General features: G+C 73.1%; 4 protein-coding genes and 2 pseudogenes. 1 reads left to right on the plus strand and 5 read right to left on the minus strand.

What is annotated here, in order from left to right; translation table 11 throughout:
- Positions 1-206 (plus strand): annotated as a pseudogene (locus ACLEQD_RS40075) (hypothetical protein); the annotation flags it as partial.
- Positions 207-320: 114 nt separating this feature from the next.
- Here the strand turns inward: ACLEQD_RS40075 and ACLEQD_RS40080 are convergent.
- From ACLEQD_RS40080 to ACLEQD_RS40100, 5 genes and pseudogenes are all read right to left on the minus strand, one after another.
- Positions 321-1,505: an MFS transporter gene (locus ACLEQD_RS40080; RefSeq protein WP_410391208.1), complete on the minus strand. Its 1,185-nt coding sequence runs from the start codon at positions 1,503-1,505 to the stop codon at positions 321-323.
- Positions 1,506-1,548: 43 nt separating this feature from the next.
- Positions 1,549-2,016, minus strand: a complete 468-nt coding sequence (locus ACLEQD_RS40085) for a hypothetical protein (RefSeq protein ID WP_410391210.1) — start codon at positions 2,014-2,016, stop codon at positions 1,549-1,551.
- 78 nt (positions 2,017-2,094) lie between these two features.
- On the minus strand, positions 2,095-2,268 hold the full coding sequence (locus ACLEQD_RS40090; protein WP_410391212.1) for a hypothetical protein: 174 nt from the start codon (positions 2,266-2,268) through the stop codon (positions 2,095-2,097).
- Positions 2,269-2,365: 97 nt separating this feature from the next.
- On the minus strand, positions 2,366-2,878 hold the full coding sequence (locus ACLEQD_RS40095; RefSeq protein ID WP_410391214.1) for an RBBP9/YdeN family alpha/beta hydrolase: 513 nt from the start codon (positions 2,876-2,878) through the stop codon (positions 2,366-2,368).
- Positions 2,879-2,974: 96 nt separating this feature from the next.
- A pseudogene (locus ACLEQD_RS40100) lies at positions 2,975-3,157 on the minus strand (aminotransferase IV); the annotation flags it as partial.

Here is a 3,157-nt window from a genome sequence, read left to right on the forward strand (position 1 = left end):
CTCGCGTCCCAGCCAGGGCAGCGCGGTGGACCCCGAGCTCTGTACGAGCGGGGGCGCTCCGGCTCCAGCGCGGCGACGTCACGGGCGCGCGCGCGGACTTCGACGCGGGGCTCCAGGCCTTCCGCGTGGGGGACCCGCCGTCGCTGCTGGACGCGCTCCGGCGCGGGCTCCAGGACGCGGCAGCCCGTGAGGGCGAGGCGCGCTGAGCTTTCAGGGGCGTCAGCCGAAAACCGCCTTGCTCCGTTCAGCGGGAGCCGCGCCAAGGCCCGATTTTCTGGCCCCGGCGATGAGTGGCCCTGACAGGGCTTGCTTCCTCCCGTTCAGGCGTGCTCGGCACGTGCCGGCGCGGGGCGCCCGCCGCCACGGTTCGCGACCGCGAAGAGGCCGGCCCCGACGAGGGTGAGCGCGACGGCGGCCCAGGCCGGCGCGAGGTAGCCCCACCCGGCCGCGATGACCCGCCCGCCCAGCCACGCGCCCGCAGCGTTGGCGATGTTCAGGGCGGAGTGGGACATGGACGCGGCCAGGGAGGGCGCCCCGGGAGAGGCCTCCATGAGCCGCACCTGCACCGCGGGCGCGAGGAACTGCGCCGACACGCCGATGAGGAACACGAGCGGGACCGCCGCCCAGGGCGACGTGGCCGTGAGCGCGAACAGGCCCATCACGAGCGTCGTCGCGCCGAACCCCACCCACATCGCGAGCGTCACCGAATGGTCCGTCAGGCGGCCTCCCAGCATCGCCCCCACCGTCATGCCCACCCCGAAGAGGGCGAGCACCCACGGCAGCGCCGAGCCGGGCAGGCCTGACGCAATCGTCAGCGTCGGCGCGATGTAGCTGTAGACCGCGAACAGCCCCCCGAAGCCCACCGCGCCCACCAGCGACGTCCACCACACCTGCGGCTGCCGCAGCGCGGACAGCTCCTGACGGATGCTGCTGCCGCCCAGCGAGGCCACCCGCGGCACCCACAGCCAGAGGGCCGTGAGCGTCACCAGGCCAATGGCGCCCACCAGCAGGAACGTGCTCCGCCAGCCCAGCTGCTGCCCCAGGAACGTCGCCGCCGGGACGCCGACGATGTTGGCGATGGTGAGCCCGGCCATGAGCAGCGCCACGGCGCGGCCCTTGCGCCCCGGCCCCAGCAGCTCCGCGCCCACGACGGAGCCGACGCCGAAGTAGGCGCCGTGCGGCAGGCCCGCGATGAACCGGGCCACGATGAGCGTGTCCAGCGTGGGCGCCAGCGCGGAGGCCGTGTTGCCCACGGTGAAGGCCGCCATCAACAGGAGCAGCAGCGCCCGGCGCGACATCCGCGCGGTCACGATGGCGACCAGCGGCGCCCCCACGACGACGCCCAGCGCATAGGCGGCGATGACATGGCCGCTCCGGGGAATCGTCGCCTCCAGGCCGCTCGCGATCTGCGGGAGGATGCCCATGGTGGCGAACTCGGTCGTCCCGATGCCAAAGCCCCCCATGGACAGCGCCAGGAGGGCCCGGCCTACGTCTTGAGTCTTCACGGTGTCCCCGTATCAGGTCGGCGGACACCTGTCGCCGCGGGGCTCAGCCCTCGTGGGGGATGGGCTCGAACTCGAGGGTCGTCCCCTTGGGGCGCACGTAGAAGAGGTGGATGCGCAGGTGGGGGTACGCCGTCTGGAGCTCCTTCGCGCCGAAGTGGAGGTCCTTCAACTGCTGCTCCACGGCGATGTCCGGCCCGAGCGCGCTGTGCTTCGCGTGGTAGTAGCCGCACCCCGCGTGCGCCAGCAGCAGCACGTCCTCGATGTGGTGGCCTTCGATGAGGAAGCTCGCGGCCTTGGTGAAGCCCGCGCTCTCCAGGTAGTCCGAGGCCCAGCGGTTGAGCAGCGCGGGGCCTCCAGGGAGGGTCATCGTGTCGAGGCGTGGGTGGCCCAGGTGGTGGGCCAGGTCCTCCACGGCCTCCGTGAAGCGCCCGTCCGAGCAGTACACGGCCAGGGCCTTCGGGTGGACGGACTCGAAGGGGACGCGGGAGACGTAGGGAGCGGGAGCGGACATGCGCCCCAGGTTAATGGCTCCCGGCCGCCGTGAAAGCACCTTCGAGCCGCCCGGCGGGAATCGCTGACGCGCCCGGTGTCAGTTGTGTTCCGGGAACGCCGCGGGCTGCCCCGTGCCGCCGTTGCCCTCGGGCTTCGGGCCGGCGTGGCGGTCCGCCTCGGACTCGCGCACCTCGCCCTTGTGGCGCAGGTTCTCGTCCTCGCTCATGCCCTGGTGCTGGACCTGCTTCTCGCCTGGCTTCTTCGTCTCCATGGTGAGCCCCCTGTCGTTGAAGAAAGTCCTTCGAAGTCCTCCAAAGATGGGGGTGCCGGCGAGATTTGCCACGCCCGCCGCCTGCCCGCCCGGCTGCTCAGCGGGACGCGCCGAAGCACTCCTGGAGCACGGCCAGCACGGCGGGCTCCTGGGGGTTGTTGAAGTGGCGTCCGCCGGGGACGAGGCGCACCTCCGCGCCCAGGCGCTCCTCGAAGAGGCGCGTGTTGCGGCGGAAGTCGGAGGTGAAGGGGTCGGAGTCCGACAGCACCACCACGCAGCGGCGGAGCGCGGCGCGGATCCGCTCGAAGTCCATGGGCGTGTCCAGCCACGGCCGCAGCGTGTCCCAGGGCGTGTCGACCTCGAACCAGCCCGCGACGAGCACGGCCCCTTCCACGGTGTGGCCCGGGGGCAGCGTGGACAGGTAGCGCATCACGGCCTGACAGCCGACGCTGTGGCCCAGGAACACGGTGGAGGGCGCGGGCACCGGCCCCACCGCGGCGGCGAGCGTGGACACCCAGCCGTCGATGGTGGGCGCGCCCGGCGTGGGCATGTCCAGCGTGCGCACGTCGTCGAAGAGGGGAGGGGCGTGCGCAGCTTCGCGGTCAGCCACGGGTAGAAATCCGTGTCGGGGCTTCCAGCCCAGCGGGGGGCCATGACGAGGGAGCGGGTCATGGCCGCCAGTGTGCCGCACTCCGGTGGCGCGCGCTCAGCCCTCGCGCACGGCCCGGGCCTCCAGCGCGGCGCGGGCCCGCTCCGCGAGCCGGAGGCTGTCGGGGAGCTCCCGGCCCAGCAGCCTCGGCACGCCCACGGCCAGCGCCACCGCGTTGCTGTAGAAGCACGCCTGCGCGCGGGACAGGTCCGCCAGCGGCAGCACGCGCTCACACCGGCA

Source organism: Corallococcus sp. 4LFB, from assembly GCF_046520365.1.
Taxonomy (GTDB): Bacteria; Myxococcota; Myxococcia; order Myxococcales; family Myxococcaceae; genus Corallococcus; species Corallococcus caeni.